The sequence below is a fragment of the Methylorubrum subtropicum genome (assembly GCF_038442325.1).
Lineage (GTDB): Bacteria > Pseudomonadota > Alphaproteobacteria > Rhizobiales > Beijerinckiaceae > Methylobacterium > Methylobacterium subtropicum.
In genome coordinates, this window is the sequence record NZ_JBBXMW010000010.1 from 59,646 (window position 1) to 75,454 (window position 15,809).

Below are 15,809 nucleotides of genomic sequence, written 5' to 3' on the forward strand. Positions count from 1 at the left end.
GGTCAGACCTTGTTGACGGCGGCGCGGCCGAGCAGCCCGTTGGGGCGGAGCGCCAGGGCGAGGATGATGACCGAGAACACGACGATCTGGGTCGCGCCGGAGCCGAGCGTCGCGGTGACGCCGGCCTCGACCACGCCGTAGAGCAGGCCGGCCAGCACCACGCCGGTGGCCGAGCCGATCCCGCCGAGGATCGCGACCGCGAACGCCTTGATCCCGAACAGCGCCCCCATCTCGGCCGAGACGGAGAAGAGCGGCGCGATCAGCAGGCCCGCCGCGCCCGCGAGCACCGCGGAAAGCGCGAAGGCGCAGGCGACGGTGCGGGCCACATCGATGCCCATCAGCCGCGCGGCTTCCGCGTTCTGCGCCACGGCGAGCAGCACGCGGCCGAGTTCGGTCCGGCGGAACACCGCGCGGATCGCGAGTGCCGCCGCGATGCCGACCACCGGGATCACGAGCTGCAACGGGTAGATGCCGGCGCCGAGCACCTGGATCGGCGCCGAGACCAGGGCGGAGGGCAGGCCGCGCGGCTCCTTGCCGAAGGTGAACAGCAGCACGTTGTCGAGGATGATGCCGCCGGCGACCGTGGCGAGCAGCCACGCATCGGAGCCGCGCACCACGAAGGGGCGCACCAGCAGGCGCTCCACCGCGAGCCCGAGCAGCGCGCAGCCCGCGAGCGCGGCGGCGGCCGCCAGCGGCATCGGCCAGCCGAGTTGCACCGCGAACACGTAGCCCAAAACCGCCCCCAGCGTGACGGCGCTGCCTTGGGCGAAGTTCACGGTGCCGGAGACCGCGAAGGTGATGTGGAAGCCGAGCGCGACCAGCCCATACATGCTGCCGAGGCCGAGCCCGCTGACGAGGGTTCCGATCAGCATGCGCCTTGCCCCTGGCGGCGCGGGCGAGCCGCAACCGCGATCCCCTTCACCGCCGTCATTCCGGGGCCGCGCAGCGGAACCCGGAATCCACCCGTGATGCGGGAAGCCGGGCTTAAGCTGCTCCGTCGCGGCCAGTCGTGGATTCCGGGTTCGCCTGCGGCGCCCCGGAATGACGGCGGGATAGGAACGAACCTGCCGTTCGCCCGCTGGACGGAACTCCTCACTTCGCCACCGCGACGATCTCGCCGTTGCGGAAGCTGGCGAAGATGTAGTCCTCCGGCCGCAACGCGTCGTGCCGGTCCGGGGCGAAGGGCTTTTCGTAGGTCTTGATCAGGCCGGCATAGGCCGGGACCCCATAGAAGCCGTCGCGGACCTTGGGCCCTTCCGTCGAGCCCGCCGCCTGGATCGCGAGCGCGATCAGGTGGGTGGCGTCGTAGGCGTTGGCGATGCCGACGGCGGGGGTCACGTCGGCCATGGACTTGATCGCCGGGTACTTCGCCTTCAGCGCGTCGAGCACCGCCTTCGCCTTCGGGCTGTCGTTGCCGGCGAAGGTGAAGGTCTGGACGAAGTGGACCCGCGCGGCGCCGGGGCCCGCCAGTTCGTCGAAGCGCCCGCCCGCCGGGCCCCAATGGGAGATGACCGGCACGGTCCAGCCCATCCGGTCGAGCGACTTCACCACCTGCGCCGAGGGGCCGACATTGCCGACGAGGAACAGCGCGTCGGCCCCGGCCTCCCGCAGGCGGGAGAGCTGGGGCACCATGTCGATGTCGTTGGCCTCGTACTTCTCGATGCCCGCGCTCGGCAGGCCCGCCGCCTTCAGCGCCGCGACGAGGCCCTGCTGGTTCGACTCGCCCCAGGCGTTGTTGACGAGGATCGCGCCGGGCTTCTTCGCGCCGTAGGTCTTCACCGCGTAGGCGACGAGCGCCTCGTCCACGAGGGCATCGACCGCCGAGACCCGGAACACGTAGTTGTCGGCGGCGCCGTTGCGGGTGATGCCGGTGCCGGCCGCCCAGGGTCCGACGAAGGGTACCTTCATCTGGTTGGCGATGGGCACGATCGCCATCGAGACCGGCGTGTCGAGCCCGCCGATCAGCGCCACGACGCCGGCCCGCTGGATCAGTTCGCGGGCGGCGAGCACGCCCTTCGACGGGTTGGCCTCGTCGTCGCGCGCCACCAGTTCGAGCGGTCGTCCGAGCACGCCGCCCACCTTGTTGATCTCGTCGATCGCCAGCCCGATCCCGCGGGAGATCGCCTCGCCGGACTTGGCCGACTGGCCGCTCAGCGCAGTGACGAGCCCGAGCCGGATCGGCTCCGCGGCTTGGACCGGAGCGAGGCCGGCGAAGCCCGCGAGCAGGGCACCGAGGGCGAGGCGCCGCGTGAGGGTGCGGGCAGCGGTGAGGCGTCGAGGCATGGCGGTCCGGTCCCCATATCTGGTCGACCCATGTCCGCAACGGCCGTGCCAGTCGGGCAGCCGTTGATTTCGTTCGGTTTTTCCGAATCGCGCGCGACCTGCGGAAGGAGTGTGCACAAATCTCCAACAAAGTGCATACACTTTCTGCATGCACGGCGATGGTGGCTGCGCCAAGCTGGCTTGGCGGCGCCGCGCTTGCTTGCAGGAAACCGGGCACCGGGGAGATTGCGGATGGACATTCAGGACACGGGGGCCGCGCGCGACGCGGCGGCGGTGACGGCCTATCTCGAAGCCTCGATGGTACCCGATCCCGAGACGGCGGCGCGCTACATGGCGCCCGGCATCGCCATCGTCTTCACCGGCGGCCGGGTGTTCCGGCATCCGCGCGAGGTCACGGCCTTCAACGCGGGCCGCTACGCCTGGGTCAAGAAGCGGATGGAGCGGCTCGACGTGGTGCCCGGCGAGGGGCTGACCACGGTCTACAGCCTCGGCACGCTCTACGGCGCGTGGCCGGACGGCACCGCCTTCGAGGGCAACCGCTACGTCGATCGCTTCACCGTGCGCGACGGTCTGATCGTCTCGATGGAAGTGTGGAACGACAGCGCCGAACGCATCCTCGACCGCCAGGGCATGTCGGATTAGGTCCTGGGATACCGAAGGGATCATCCCTTCGGCGGGGTTTGGGGCAGAGCCCCATGATGGCTTCGCCGACCGGGCTCCGCCCTGGACCCGCGAAGGGCTTGCCCTTCGATCCCAAAAATCCTCAGCCTTCGACGTAGGGGGCGAGCAGGCGGATGAGGTCGCGTTCGCGCCTCGGTTCGGCGACGATGCGGGCGCGCTCGGCCACCGCGTCGAGATGGTGGTCCATCAGGGCCACCGCCCGCCCAGCATCGCCCGCGGCCAGCGCCGCCACGATCTCCCGGTGCTCGCTCACCGCGCAGTCGGACGAGTGCGGCCGGCTGTAGAGCGACAGGACCAGGGCGCAGCGGTAGCCGAGTTCGGCGACGTAGCGGGTCAGCACCGGGCTGCCGGTCATCTCGGCGAGCAGCAGGTGGAACTCGGTGGCGAGCCGGATCGAGGCCGCCTCCGGGCCGCCGCTCGCCCGCTCCTCGCCCGCGATATGCGCCTCCAGCGCGGCGCGCTGCGTCTCGCTCAGGGTGCCGGCGAGCCGCTGGACCACCAGCCGCTCCAGGCTGATGCGCACGTCGAAGGTGTCGCGCGCCTCCTCCCAGCTCGGGCTCGCGACCGTGGCGATGCGGTTGCGGCGCAGTTCCACCAGCCCCTCGCCCGCGAGTTGCAGCAGGGCTTGGCGCGCGATGGTGCGGCTGACGCCGAAGCGCTCGCCCAGCGCATCCTCGGGCAGCCGGTCCCCGGGGGCGAGCGCCCGCTCGACGATGGCCCGCCGCAGCGACCGGCAGATCGTTCCGACGCGGTCGGTCGGGGGGCTTGTCTCGCCCTGTCTCATCGTCGATGCAGATCCAATCGCAGACAACGCGCGCTCGCCCGATCCGGCATGCCCGCCCCGTGAGGCGCGGGGCCCCGTCTCCCGCCAGATGCATGATCGACGCCGAGGCGTCTCGGCCCCATCGCCGCGACCGTGTGAAACCCGGTTCGCCCGCAAATGGGAAGACCGACCCGCTGCCGGCCCACAGGGTCGCCGGCATCCGGCCGGAATCGGCGCGGGCCCTGTCGAGCCGGCGACGCCTCGGCCCTCGATCGTATCGATCCGGCCGCCGACACGCGCGCGGCGACGCTCGTTGCGTCGTCGCTCAGACGTCCCGGAGGCACTTGACGCGCGAGGATTGCACGGACATAGTGAGTCACAATCGATTTGTCTGTATAAATGCAAAATTGATCCTCCCGTTTCAGCGGCTTACAGATCAAGCAAAAAAGAATTTAAGATAAGATTTGGAGGTTGAGATGGACGCCTTGCCATCGACGATGCCGGGTCGTTGGACATACCGGAGCTATCGAAACACGTTCGACCTCGTCAACGGCGAAGCCGAGAAGGCACTGCGGCTGATCTTCGGGGAGGGGACGTTCCTCTTGGAAGAGAGCGCCGGGGGCGGCCTTCAGGGTACGCTCGACATGGGCGGCGGCTATGTCCTCGACCTCTCGGGCACGGTCTCGACCGACGAGACGGCGGCGTTCTCCCTCGTCGGCCTCGGCCGGCCGGGAAGCGCGACCGCGGGATGGCAATACGATTATCGCGGCCAGCGTGCCCCGACCTGGCCGAACGGGGTCGATCAGGTTCCGGCCCTCCTGGGCAGCGTGATCCGGGCGAAACCGCACGACGGCGCGCCGGCGGGCGTCACGGCCTCGTTCATCGCCGTCCGGCAGCCCTGACCGGTTGCGTCGTCGCCCCGGCCGCGCATCGCGCGCTTCGAACACGAACTCTCGTCTTGAGGAGATCCCGATGACCTCATTGTCCGGGTTGGCCGCGCGTCTCGGTCCGGCAGCGGCAGGGATGCTACTCGTCTCGGTCGGCGCCGCGCAGGCCGCCGACCGCCCGTTCGCGAATCCCACCGAGATGACGGTGGTCCGCAACGCCCCGGAGGCACGTCGCCTCTCGGCCCCCGGCCTGACCCCGATGTCGGCGCAGCCCGGACTCCGCGCGGCCGAGCCGGTGGGAACGCCGGTTCCCGGCGAGGCGGCGATCGATCTCGGCATCCGCATGGTGGACGGGACGATCGCCAACCCGACCACGAACACGCGCGATGCCGTGCAACTGCGCGCCTACGTCGATCTGAAGCGACCGCCGGCGGAGGACAAGGATCAGGCCGTCTACGCGGGCCCGACCATCCGGGTCCTGCCCGGCGACACCGTGCGGATCACGCTCCGCAACGAACTGCCGCTGGAGAACTGCGTCGCGCCCGAGGGCACGCACAACATCCCGAACTGCTTCAACGTCACGAACCTGCACTCGCACGGCCTGTGGGTGTCGCCGACGGGCAACAGCGACAACGTCCTGCTGGAGATCCAGCCGGGCAACGTCTTCCAGTACGAGTACAACATCCCCGCCGACCACCCGGCCGGGACCTTCTGGTATCACCCGCACCGGCACGGCTCGACGGCGCTGCAGGTCGCCAGCGGCATAGCGGGCGCGCTGATCGTGCGCGGGACGCGCAAGCCCGGCCAGAACGGCGAGGTCGGCGACATCGACGTCCTCCTGCCGAACGGCCAGGACGAGCGGGAGAAGGCCTACGAGAAGGTGCTGGTGATGACGCAGGTCCAGTACGCCTGCCGCGACGCCAACGGCAACATCGAGGTCGATTCGGCGAGCCAGGCGTGGCTCTGCCAGGCCGGCGAGACCGGCACCGTGAGCCGGTACGACCAGTTCGGGCCCGGGAGCTGGAACACGTCCGGCCGCTACACCTCGATCAACGGCCTCGTCCAGCCCACGCTGTCGATGGAGCCGGGCAAGGTCGAACGCTGGCGGCTCGTCCATGCGGGCGTGCGCGACACCATCTCGTTCGAGCTGCGCCGCGCCAAGGGGCGCGTCACGCTGCCGGAATACGGCATCTCGGTCCGACAGTCCGAGGCGTGGGTCAAGGAGAACTGCGAGACGACGCCGATCGAGACCTTCGAGATCGCCGCCGACGGCCTGACGCACGCGCGGGCGCTGCCGAAGACGACGGACGTGCTCCAGCCCGGCTACCGCAGCGATCTGCTCGTCTCGGTGCCGACCGGCGGCGATTACTGCGTGATCGACAACCGTCTGAACAACGCCAACAGCGATGTCGGCGGCCCGAACAAGACGATCCGGCTGCTGGCGCTCGTGCGGGCCGGCGCCGCGGAGGGCGGGTCCGCCCCGGGCGGGCCGTCCGCCCCGCCCGCCGCTTCCGATCCGGCGAGCGTGATCCGGGACTATCTCGTCGCGCGCGCCGAGGCGGTGCTGTCGGCGCCGGTCGCCGCCCGCGTCGTGGCCGACCTGAAGGACGGCCTCAAGCTCGCGGCCTTCGTCCCGCACAAGCCCATCGCGGCCGACGAGGTCCGGGGCCGCCAGGACGTGATCTTCAGCATCGATCTCTCCGCCGGCGCCCCCCGCTTCGGCATCAATCACAAGGCCTACGCGCCCGAGCGGGTCGATCGGCTGCTGGCGCTCGGCGGCGTCGAGGAATGGCACCTCACCTCGACCATCGCCGGCCACCCCTTCCACATCCACGTCAACCCGTTCGAGATCATCGCGATCTACAACACCGTCGGCGGCAAGCGGGTCGATCTCACGGACCCCGCCATCCCCTACGCGGAGCGGCTGAAGATGGAGAACGGCGATCCGCAGTTCCTCGATCTCAAGGGCGTCTGGAAGGACACGATCTTCACCAAGCAGGGCTACGAGGTCGTCATCCGCACCCGCTATCAGCGCTACATCGGCGAGTTCGTCCTGCACTGTCACATCCTCGACCACGAGGATCAGGGCATGATGCAGAACGTCAAGATCGTCCTTCCCAACACCCACGGCCTGCCGGCCGGCCCGGGCGGGCACGCCCATTGAGGCCGACCGAAGGCGGGTGTCGAAGTCCCGTCGGTGCACCGAAGCGTGACGTGGAGGAGCGTCTAGAGAGCGATGAGGCGGAAGCGGTCACGCGCAGTGGTTGGCGCCCCGCCGAATGGCTGCGTTATCGACACGCATCAAACTCCGGCGGCGAGCTTCGCTTGATCGAGGTGGATGAGCCATCGAAGGTAGCCTGCGCCCGAACTCAGGATGGCGACAGCAACCTCTAGCGGGGGCTGGTTGGGCTCCTCCTGCCCCTGGCCGTGACGGTAGAATTGAGCGGAGGCCACCCAGTTGGTGAACCCTTGTACGAGCTTCTTCGCGGCCTCTTGGGCAGGCGCGTCGCTTGCGTAATACTGCTCAACGAACGGCATCAGGTTCGATCCAATCTCGGGTGCACCCACGCGCCGAGCGGAGGGGAACATGAGCTTGAAAGTCACCTCGCAGGCTTCGAAGATGCCTCGGATCGCCTGCTTGCCGTCCGCGTGGGTAGCGGAGAGGGCTGTATAGGCACCCTCAAACTCGGCTCGGACACCTCCGTAACGACTGGACTGAAGGCCAGCGAGTGCCGCTTCTCTATCAAGCTCAAATGAAGCGTCTACACGAAGCCGGACAGAACCACCGGAATCGATAGCATACTTAACATGCTGCTGGTCAAATATACGCTGAACCTCTCGAACCCATTCGTCCCTTGAAACTTCATCATCTTGATTGATAAACCAATCTGCGATTGCAGTAAGCGAGTCGAGAACATCAACCAACTCGCCTTCGCTGAAATGAATATCCAGCGGGGCATACATCTTACTAGATTGAGGCATGATGCCACTATGTTGCTGAATATAGTCGCGAACATCAATCCGGAAACCTGAACCAACAAAATTTGCATAAGCAGCAGCGAGTTGAGCGCGCATACGCTTAGAGTCATCCTGCAATGCGGAAGGCCGGAGGTAGGTATCGCTAAAAGTAGCTGTCATGGCTCTGCCACCCTGGGGGACACATTGGGTGCCAACTTGGGGGACAAGCCCATCATGGCGCCAGCCAAGTCACTGATTATAAATCAAAATTTATCACTAAGAACAAGTGGCGGAGGGAGCGGGATTCGAACCCGCGATACCGTTTCCGGTATACACACTTTCCAGGCGTGCGCCTTCAACCACTCGGCCACCCCTCCGGAGTCCCACCGGGAACCGCGGTGAGCCGAGGCTCGGTGCGGTCCCGCGCGGCGGGAGCCGTGCTGTAACCGGGGCGCCGGCTTCTGGCAAGCGGGAGCGTGAGGCTCCCGATCGATCGCCGCGGAAGCGCGCGATCCGCTTGGCCGAGGCCGGCGCCCCGCGCCGTCAAGCGATGTGGCGCGGGCGCTCCACCGGTGTGCCCGGCGGGACCGGGGCGCGGGGGATGGCGGGCGGCGTGGGTGTCGCCGCGGGCGCCGTCGTCGCGGCGGGCGTCGCCGGGGCGGAGGAGCCGGCGCCGGTCTCGAGGAAGCCGGGCTTTGCGGCCGGCGCGGCCTCGACGGTGGTCGGCGGCGGGACCGGCACGGCCGGGGGCGGAACCGGCGCGGTGGGGGCAGCGGGCGCCGGGGCGGCCGCCTCGATCCGGGGGGCGTCGGGCTCCGGGGCCACGGGGGCGTCGTCGTCCTCGGGCGCCGCCAGGATTTCCGGCGGGGTCTTCCAGACGAAGGCGTCGAGGCGCCCGGTCGTCGGCGAGATCGGGGCCCAGCGCTCGGAGATGACGCCGTCGGCGACCCAGGCCGGATCGCGCGGGGCGCGGGCGGCGCGGGCCAGCCACTCGCGGGCGCGTCCGCTGTCGCCGCCGTGCTCGGCGGCCTCGATCCGCGCCATCATCCGGCAGACCCGCACGGTCGGGCGGTCGTCGAGAAGCGGGGTCAGGGTCTCGCGGGCGCGGCCGAACTCCTTGGCCTCGGCCGCGGCCTGGGCCAGCACCAGCCGGGCCTCCGGATCCCAGGACGAGAGCTTGGCCAGCGTCTCGGCGCGGGCGACGCGGTCGCGGGCGGAATCGCCCGTGCGCAGGTTGAGATAGACGCGCCCGAGTTCGGGATGCGGCGTGGATTTCCACGCGGCCTCGACGATCTTGGCGGCCTTGCGCAGGTCGTTGCGGCGCGCGAGCAAGCGCCCGGCGATGACGGCGGCGGGCACGAGGTCGGGGGCGAGCTTGACGGCCTTGAGCGCCTGATCGGTGGCGGTGTCGGGGGCGCCGGCCTCGTTGCTCTGGGCGGCGGCGGTGAGCAGCACCGCGCGCTGGCGGCGGGCGGCGTGCTTGTCCATCAGGCCGAGCGAAGCGCGGCGCTCCACGGTCTCGGTCGCGGCTGACCAATCGCCGTCGGCGCAATGGGCCTCCATCACCGCCTCGTTGGCCCAGGTGACGCTGGGGGCGAGGCGCGCGGCCTCCACGGCGTAGGCGCGGGCGGTCGGCTCGTCCTCGCGGCGGCGCGCCTCGACGAACAGGCCGCGCAGACCCAGCACCCGCGTCTCGGGATCGTCGGCCATGCTGCGGAAGGCGCGCTCGGCGGCGTCGCGGTCGCCCGAGATCTGGGCGGCCTGCGCCTTGAGCAGCAGGGTGAGGGGCTGCGAGCCCAGCAGCCGCTCGGCGTCGCTGGCATGGCGGCGGGCGGCGAGCGGATCGCCCGAGCCCACCGCGATCATGCCGCGCGACAGCGAGGCGAGGCCCTTGTTGCGGCGGCGCTCACGGGTGGAGCGGCTGATGCTCGCCGGCAGGCCGATGACGCCGGTGACGATCGCCCAGATCAGAGCGACCACGATCGCGGCCACCAGCACGCCGGTGAGCGCGATGGCGAGGCTCATCTGGACGTCGTAACCGCCCCAATTGACGTTCACGGTGCCCGGATGGTCGGCGATCCACACGGCCCCGTAGGCCGCAAGGGCCAGGAGGGCCAGGAAAACGAGGGCGCGCCACATGGGTCAGGGCCTCCTTGGAAGCACGGCGAGCGGGCGCTCGCGGCCCGGACAAGCAGGAAGGGAATGAGGGCGCGCGGAACGCGGGCCCCTCGTCGAAAACACCGTCATCGGCCGCGCGGGTCCTAGCGCGCCGGGGGGAGGCCGGTGAAGGCGTCGGTGAGCAGCGACTGCGCCGCCTTGCCGGCCTCGGCCCGCGCGGTCAGCCGGGCGCCGAAATCGCCGGCCTGCGACTTCGCCTCCTCGGGCAGAGCCGCGAAGGCCGCCGCGGCCGCGGGCAGGTCGCCGTTGTCGAGGGCGGCCTGGACCTGCGCGGTCGAGCCCTCGGCGCCCGCAGCGGGTTGGCCTTGAGCCGGGGCGTCGGCGCGCTTCACCTGCACCAGCGAACTCGCCATGTTCATCAGCCGGTCGCCGACGCTGCCGCTCTCGGCCACCGCCTTGGCCTGGGCGGCGCGCTTGGCCTCCGCGATCTTGGCCGAGATGGTGCGGAACTCGGCAGCGAGCTTCGCCGGGGTCGGCGCGCCCTTGTCAGCGAAGGGCGCCAGCGCCGCGACGCGCTTGGAATCCGCCGGCTCCTGGCTGCGCAGGCTCGCCAGCGCCTCCGGATAGGGCTGGCCGGCATCGAGCGCGGTCGCGATGCGGTCGGCGGCGACGATCCGGAGCGCCGATTGCACGGTGGCCGCCTTGGCGGTCTGGTCGAGCGCCTTGTCGAGGGTGGCGAGCTTGTCGGCCTGCTCCTGAAGCTTCCGGTCGAGACCCTTCACGGTCTCGTCGGAACGGGCCTGGGAGGCTTCCGCCGCCTGCTTGCCGGCTTGCGTGGCGTCCTGCACGGCCTGCGTCGCCGCGCCGATCTTCGCGTCCAGCGACTTCTGCAGCTCGTCGAGGCGCTTGGCGAGGCCGGCATCCGCCGTCTCGTTGGCCTTGGTGCGGCTGTCGATCTCGCCCTGGAGCGCGGCAAGCTTCTGGGTCAGGTCGGGCGCGGGGGCCCCATCCTTGCCCGCGGCCTCCAGCGTCTTGATCCGCTCGTCGAGGGCGGCGAGCGCCGTGCCGTCGTTCGGCTGCGCCTGCACCGCCTTGGCTTCCGCGTTGCCGTCGCGGCCGGGCTCTTCCTGCAGGGCCGAGACGCTCTGGTCGAGGGCGTCGAGGCGGGCAGCGAGGTCGGCGGGCACGGAAGGCGCCGGGGCGGCGCCGTCACCCGTGGGCGCGGCGGCAGGGGCGGAGCCGGCCTTCTGCAGGGCTTCCTGCGCCTTGTCGCCCGCCGTCTTGGCGGCGGCCTCGGCGCGCTTGATCGCCTCCGACAGGGGCTTCAAAGCCTGCTCGTCGGCGGCGATGCGCTTGTCGAGGGCGGCCACGGCATCCTTGGTGGCCAGCCCCGCCACCGCCTTGTCGAGGGTGTCCTGGCGGGAATCCCCCGCGCGCTGGAACGAGGTCACGCCGTAGAGCAGGCCCGCGCCGACGAGACCGCCGAGCAGACCGGAGACCGCCACGGCGCCGAGGCCCGCCCGGGCCTTCGCCGTCTCGGCGGATTTGGGATCGGGGCGGGTCTGGCCCTTTGCCGCGTCCTTGGCGGCATCCTTGGCCGCGTCCTTCGCGCTGCCCTTGCCGGCCTCGGCCGGGTCGGGGACGCGCTTGGCCTTCATGTCGAGGATCGGCCCATCGGTGAGCGAGGCAGCCTCGGTCACGCGGGTCGGGCCCGCCCCGGACGGGCTGCCGGTGGTGGTGCCGGAGGGTTTTCCGTCGGATGGCTTGGCGCCAACGGGGGGCACGGCGCTGCTGCCGGTGGCGCCGGGCTTGGCCGGGCTGTCGGGCTTCAATTCAGCGGACTTCGCGGCGGCGCCCACGGGCGGCACGGCGCTGCTGCCGGTAGCGCCGGGCTTCAGCGGCGTGGCGCCGCCGGAGGTGCTGGCCGTGGCGGTGCCCGGCGTCGGGGAGGCGGCGACCGACGCCTTGGCCGGCTCGGAGGGCTTGGACTCGGAGGGCTTGGACTCGGAGGGTTTGGCACCGACCGGCGGCACGGGGCTGCCCGCGGTGCCGGGCTTCGGCGGCGTGGCGGACGCGCTGGTGGTCGATCCGGCGGACGAGGCCGACGGCGCGGCGCCTGCGGGCTTCACGGGCTCGGACGGCTTGCCGCCCACCGGCGGCACGGCGCTGCTGCCGGTGGGGCCAGGCTTGAGCGGCTCGCCGGGCTTGGCGTCCTGGGGGCGGCCGGCGCCGGTCGAGGCGCCACCGGGCAGCGCGCTGCTGCCGGTCGGGCCGGGCTTCACCGGCTCGGATTTCGTCAAGACAGGCTTGCCGGCCGGGGGCGTACCCGCGGCGGCGGGCGTGCCGGGCTTCGGCGTGGGGGAAGAGGCGGGGGACGCGCCCTTGTCCGCAGGCTTCGGACCATCCTTGGGTGAAGTCACCGGCGTTCGCTCCCTTCGCCACCTTTGCGAGGCACCGCGCTCCCTTAGAGCGGTCGGGCGGCGCCATCCATCCCGTCGTTTCGTTCGAACCGTCCTCGGGCCTCGGGACGGTCCCTCAAGAGGGACGATCCGGTCGGTCCGGGGGCGGAAGTCCGGCGAGGAGGGCGTCCTCGCTCGGTCGCGTCGCCACAAAATGGGCCGCGAGTCCGAACTCGGCCAGTCCCGCTTCCACATCCGGCGACAGGCAGTAATGCTTCAACGCGCGAAACGCTCCGGCCAAGCCGGCCTCGCGGCACAATTCCGCGGCCACGCGGGCGCTGCGGCGGGAGAAGTGCAGCGCGATCTCCGGCCCCGGCCCGTCCTCATCCCGAAGTGCTCGTGCCGCGGCCTCCGGCAGGGCGCCCTCCGCCCGCGCCGCGTAAGCCGCCCACACCGCAATGTGAAAGCCCGCCGCCGTCAGGCTCGCTGCGGGCTCGGCCTTGCGATCCTCGCCCGCGGCGTGGAGCAGGCGGCGGCCCGGCGGCAGGCTCGCCGCGACCAGGGCCGCGAGATCGCCCGCATCCCCTTCCGCGCAGTGAACGCGCGAAAACCTCGCCCGGCGGGCGCGCTCGGCGGTGCGGGTGCCGACGGCAAAGACCAGGCGATCGCGCGGCAGGCCCTCCGTGGCGGCCACCGCGTTGCCGCTCGTCAGGATCAGCCCGTCGAAGGGGCCCTCCGGCACCGGCGCCCCGGTCGGGGCGATCCGCAGCACCGGCGCGACGAGGACGGCGTGGCCGAGTTCCTGAAGGCGCCGGGCCGTGCGCGCGGCGCCGGGCTCGGGCCGTGACACCCAGATCCGCATCTGTCCTCCGGATTCCCGTGCCGCATCGGCTTTTTCCCGAAAGCCGGCATCCACCTTGCGGGCCGATGCTCCCGCCCACGGCAAAGCGCGGCCTCGTCCCTGTCGAACGTCGCGGTTTTTGCGTAAACCTGCCCCGCGAGGCGGTGAAGGTGGCGCGCGGGGTCCCGGCGCGCAACGGCGCCTCGCCCGTTTGAGAGCCCGTTGAAAACCCGATGAAGATCCTCGGCATCGAGACGACCTGCGACGAGACCGCCGCCGCCGTGGTGGCCCTCGCCGAGGACGAGCGCGGACACATCTTGTCCAATGAAATCCTGAGCCAGATCGCCGAGCACGCGGCCTATGGCGGCGTCGTGCCCGAGATCGCGGCACGCGCCCATGTCGAGGTGCTCGACCGGCTGATCGCCCGCGCGCTGGAGCGGGCCGGCACCGATCTCACGGGGCTCGACGGCATCGCGGTCGCGGCCGGGCCCGGTCTGATCGGCGGGGTGCTGGTCGGGCTCGTCACCGCCAAGACCCTGTCGCTGGTGGCGCGCAAGCCGCTGCTGGCCGTCAACCACCTGGAGGCGCACGCGCTGACCCCGCGCCTCACCGACGGGCTCGCCTTCCCCTACCTGCTGCTGCTGGCGTCGGGCGGCCACACCCAGCTCGTCGCCGTGAAGGGCGTGGGCGACTACGTCCGCCTCGGCACCACCATCGACGACGCCATCGGCGAGGCCTTCGACAAGGTCGCCAAGCTCCTGGGGCTGGCCTATCCCGGCGGGCCGGAGGTGGAGCGGCTGGCGGAGGGAGGCGATCCCGAGCGCTTCGCCCTGCCCCGGCCGATGCTGGGCCGGCGCGAGGCCGACTTCTCGCTGTCGGGCCTCAAGACGGCTTTGCGCATCGAGGCCGAGCGCCTCGCCCCGCTCGCGAGCCGCGACGTGGCCGACCTCTGCGCGAGCTTCCAGGCCGCCGTCGTCGATGTGGTCGTGGACCGCGTCCGGGTGGCGTTGCGCGGGTTCGGTGCGGTCGCGGGCCATCCGACGGCGCTGGTGGCGGCAGGCGGCGTCGCCGCCAACGGCGCGATCCGCCGGGCGCTCGCCGCGCAGGCCGGCGAGGTGGGCCTGAGCTTCGTCGCCCCGCCGCTGCCGCTGTGCGGCGACAACGGCGCGATGATCGCCTGGGCCGGGCTGGAGCGGCTGCGCCTCGGCTTGGTCGATGATCTCACCGCCCCGGCGCGGGCGCGCTGGCCGTTCGCGAAGGCGTCTTAATTGTTTAGCCTCAAGCGCCGGCGGCCGCATCCGCGGCCTTAGGCTTCTCGCTCCGCTAGACGGCCTCGGCTGGCGCCGAGGCCCGCTGCGCGGGGCGCTCTTCGCGCCCGGCCATACGGCCGTTCCTTTTTCGAGCGATCATCCTAGCCGCACGCGGCCCGGCTCAGCCGATGGCGCGGGCCGCCGCCGTCACCTTCTGCACGGAGGTGTCGATCTCGCCCGCGGCGGTGGCGATGCCCTCGGCGTTGCGGCGCACGGCATCGACGTTGCGGGCCGCGACCTGCATGTTGTTCGAGATCTCGTGGGTGACCGCGGCCTGCTCGGTCACCGCCGAGGAGACGCTGAGCGAGATCTCCGACAGGTTGCCGATGGTGGCGGTGATCGCCCGGATCGCCTCGACGGCGCGGCTCGTCGAATCCTGCACCGCCGCGATCTGGTGGCCGATATCCTCGGTCGCCCGCGAGGACTGGCTCGCCAGCGCCTTCACCTCGGTGGCCACGACCGCGAAACCCCGTCCGGCCTGGCCGGCGCGGGCCGCCTCGATGGTGGCGTTGAGGGCGAGGAGGTTGGTCTGGTCGGCGATGGAGCGGATCACCGAGACCACCTCGCCGATGCGCTCGGCCGCCGAGGTGAGCCCGGCGACGATGCCGCTCGCCTCCTCGGCCCGCGCGACGGCCTCGTCTGAGGCGCCCTTGGCCTGCGCGGCGTGCCGGCTGATCTCGGAGATCGAGGCGGCGAATTCCTCCGAGCCGGCGGCCACCGCCTGGACGTTGCCGGAGGTGATCGTGACGGCCTGCGCGGTCTCCTGAGCCTGCCGGGTCACGTCGGACATGGCGAGGGTGATGTCGCCGAGCTCGCGCTTGATCGAGCGCTGCCCGTCGGCGCGGCGGTTGCGCTCGGCCACCTGCGCGGTGACGTCGCTGGCGAACTTCACCACGGCGCAGGGGCGCCCATCGCTGTCGAGCACCGGGTTGTAGGAGCCGTAGATCCAGACCTCGCGCCCGCCCTTGGCCAACCGCCGGAACTCGCCCGCCCGGTACTGCCCGGCCCCGAGCGAGCGCCAGAACGCGGCGTAGTCGGCCCCGCCGACTTCCTGGGGCTCGACGAACAGGCTGTGGTGGCGTCCGCGGATCTCGTCCAGCGCATAGCCCATCGCGGCCAAAAACTTGTCGTTGGCGTCGGTGATGGTGCCGTCGAGCGCGAAATGGATCACCGCCTGCGAGCGGTTGATGGCGGCGATCTGCCCTTCGTAGGAGGCGTTGCGCTGCCGCTCGGCGGTGATGTCGGCGGCGAACTTCACCACCTTGAACGGGCGCCCGCGCCGGTCGAGCACCGGGTTGTAGGAGGCCTGGATCCAGACCGGCCGCCCGTCCTTGGCGATGCGCCGGAATTCGCCCGCGCGGAATTCGCCCGCGCGCAAGGCCTCCCAGAACGCCCGGTAGGCCGCGCTCTCGCGCTCGGATTCTGGCATCAGCGCGGCGTGCTTGCGCCCGCGCAGTTCGTCGAGGCCGTAACCGACCAGCGCCAGGAAACTCGCGTTGGCGTCGGTGATCGTGCCGTCGAGGGTGAATTCGATGCGCCCCATCGACCGGTCGATGGCAGCGATCAGGG

General features: G+C 71.1%; 12 protein-coding genes and 1 tRNA gene. 4 read left to right on the top strand and 9 right to left on the bottom strand.

What is annotated here, in order from left to right; translation table 11 throughout:
- Window positions 1-2 precede the first annotated feature (2 nt).
- Window positions 3-872: a branched-chain amino acid ABC transporter permease gene (locus tag AAHG03_RS15155; RefSeq protein WP_342151513.1), complete on the bottom strand. Its 870-nt coding sequence runs from the start codon at window positions 870-872 to the stop codon at window positions 3-5.
- A gap of 220 nt (window positions 873-1,092) precedes the next feature.
- Window positions 1,093-2,283 (bottom strand): ABC transporter substrate-binding protein, encoded by a 1,191-nt coding sequence (locus AAHG03_RS15160; RefSeq protein ID WP_342151515.1) that lies wholly within the window; start codon window positions 2,281-2,283, stop codon window positions 1,093-1,095.
- A gap of 231 nt (window positions 2,284-2,514) precedes the next feature.
- On the opposite strand from AAHG03_RS15160, the gene AAHG03_RS15165 reads away from it, so the two are divergent.
- A complete protein-coding gene (locus tag AAHG03_RS15165; protein ID WP_342151517.1) occupies window positions 2,515-2,925 on the top strand; it encodes a nuclear transport factor 2 family protein in 411 nt (136 codons plus the stop codon).
- Window positions 2,926-3,046: 121 nt separating this feature from the next.
- Here the strand turns inward: AAHG03_RS15165 and AAHG03_RS15170 are convergent, their stop codons facing one another.
- Window positions 3,047-3,748: a GntR family transcriptional regulator gene (locus tag AAHG03_RS15170; protein ID WP_342151518.1), complete on the bottom strand. Its 702-nt coding sequence runs from the start codon at window positions 3,746-3,748 to the stop codon at window positions 3,047-3,049.
- A gap of 455 nt (window positions 3,749-4,203) precedes the next feature.
- On the opposite strand from AAHG03_RS15170, the gene AAHG03_RS15175 reads away from it, so the two are divergent.
- Both AAHG03_RS15175 and AAHG03_RS15180 read left to right on the top strand, forming a co-directional pair.
- The gene (locus AAHG03_RS15175; protein WP_342151519.1) at window positions 4,204-4,629 is read left to right on the top strand and encodes a hypothetical protein; all 426 of its coding nucleotides are present in this window, start codon (window positions 4,204-4,206) and stop codon (window positions 4,627-4,629) included.
- Window positions 4,630-4,699: 70 nt separating this feature from the next.
- Entirely contained in the window at window positions 4,700-6,778 is a 2,079-nt protein-coding gene (locus AAHG03_RS15180; RefSeq protein ID WP_342151520.1) for a multicopper oxidase family protein, read from the top strand.
- A gap of 137 nt (window positions 6,779-6,915) precedes the next feature.
- Here the strand turns inward: AAHG03_RS15180 and AAHG03_RS15185 are convergent, their stop codons facing one another.
- The 5 genes from AAHG03_RS15185 to AAHG03_RS15205 form a co-directional block, all read right to left on the bottom strand.
- A complete protein-coding gene (locus tag AAHG03_RS15185) occupies window positions 6,916-7,689 on the bottom strand; it encodes a hypothetical protein (RefSeq protein WP_342151521.1) in 774 nt (257 codons plus the stop codon).
- Window positions 7,690-7,859: 170 nt separating this feature from the next.
- A tRNA-Ser gene (locus AAHG03_RS15190) sits at window positions 7,860-7,949 on the bottom strand.
- A 166-nt stretch (window positions 7,950-8,115) separates the two neighbouring features.
- The gene (locus AAHG03_RS15195) at window positions 8,116-9,711 is read right to left on the bottom strand and encodes a heme biosynthesis protein HemY (protein ID WP_342151522.1); all 1,596 of its coding nucleotides are present in this window, start codon (window positions 9,709-9,711) and stop codon (window positions 8,116-8,118) included.
- A gap of 122 nt (window positions 9,712-9,833) precedes the next feature.
- Window positions 9,834-12,110, bottom strand: coding sequence for a hypothetical protein (locus tag AAHG03_RS15200; RefSeq protein WP_412759750.1), 2,277 nt, complete (start codon window positions 12,108-12,110; stop codon window positions 9,834-9,836).
- A gap of 115 nt (window positions 12,111-12,225) precedes the next feature.
- Complete coding sequence (locus tag AAHG03_RS15205) at window positions 12,226-12,951, bottom strand: uroporphyrinogen-III synthase (protein ID WP_342151525.1); 726 nt, start codon at window positions 12,949-12,951, stop codon at window positions 12,226-12,228.
- Between the two features lie 212 nt (window positions 12,952-13,163).
- Between AAHG03_RS15205 and tsaD the strand changes: the two genes are divergently transcribed.
- Window positions 13,164-14,198: a tRNA (adenosine(37)-N6)-threonylcarbamoyltransferase complex transferase subunit TsaD gene (tsaD, locus tag AAHG03_RS15210; protein ID WP_342151526.1), complete on the top strand. Its 1,035-nt coding sequence runs from the start codon at window positions 13,164-13,166 to the stop codon at window positions 14,196-14,198.
- A gap of 163 nt (window positions 14,199-14,361) precedes the next feature.
- On the opposite strand, the gene AAHG03_RS15215 is transcribed toward tsaD, so the two are convergent.
- Window positions 14,362-15,783, bottom strand: coding sequence for a methyl-accepting chemotaxis protein (locus AAHG03_RS15215; RefSeq protein WP_412759754.1), 1,422 nt, complete (start codon window positions 15,781-15,783; stop codon window positions 14,362-14,364).
- Window positions 15,784-15,809 lie beyond the last annotated feature (26 nt).